Source organism: Tritonibacter sp. SIMBA_163, from assembly GCF_046535935.1.
Taxonomy (GTDB): domain Bacteria; phylum Pseudomonadota; class Alphaproteobacteria; order Rhodobacterales; family Rhodobacteraceae; genus Epibacterium; species Epibacterium scottomollicae.
In genome coordinates this window covers 1-255 of the sequence record NZ_JAWJBP010000822.1, presented here as the reverse complement: position 1 = coordinate 255, position 255 = coordinate 1, and the positions used below count along the sequence as shown (strand labels likewise).

Sequence of the window (255 nt, the reverse complement as noted above, 5' to 3'; positions counted from 1 at the left end):
ATATGTTTTGTCTCCTTGGCTGGCGGTGTCTCTGTTGTTTCTGCGGTGACGGGAGAAAGTTGTTTAATGGGTGCGTGAGTAACGGTTTGCGCTTCTACTGTCTCTGTCATAATCGCTTCGGGATCGACCACCAGCGATAGACTTCCATCAGCTAAGACAGTGTAACCTTGTACATAATCGGGAAGCGGGGGACCCGAAGGTAAAGTTTTAATGACTAATTCTTGTTCTACTAAAATCCGATCCACTTGTAAACAT

1 protein-coding gene is annotated in these 255 nt (G+C 45.5%); it reads right to left on the bottom strand.

The annotated features are described in order from the left end of the window. Positions 1 to 255: chemotaxis protein CheW (locus R0J92_RS24615; protein WP_411053615.1), on the bottom strand; the 255-nt coding region annotated here is incomplete at both ends.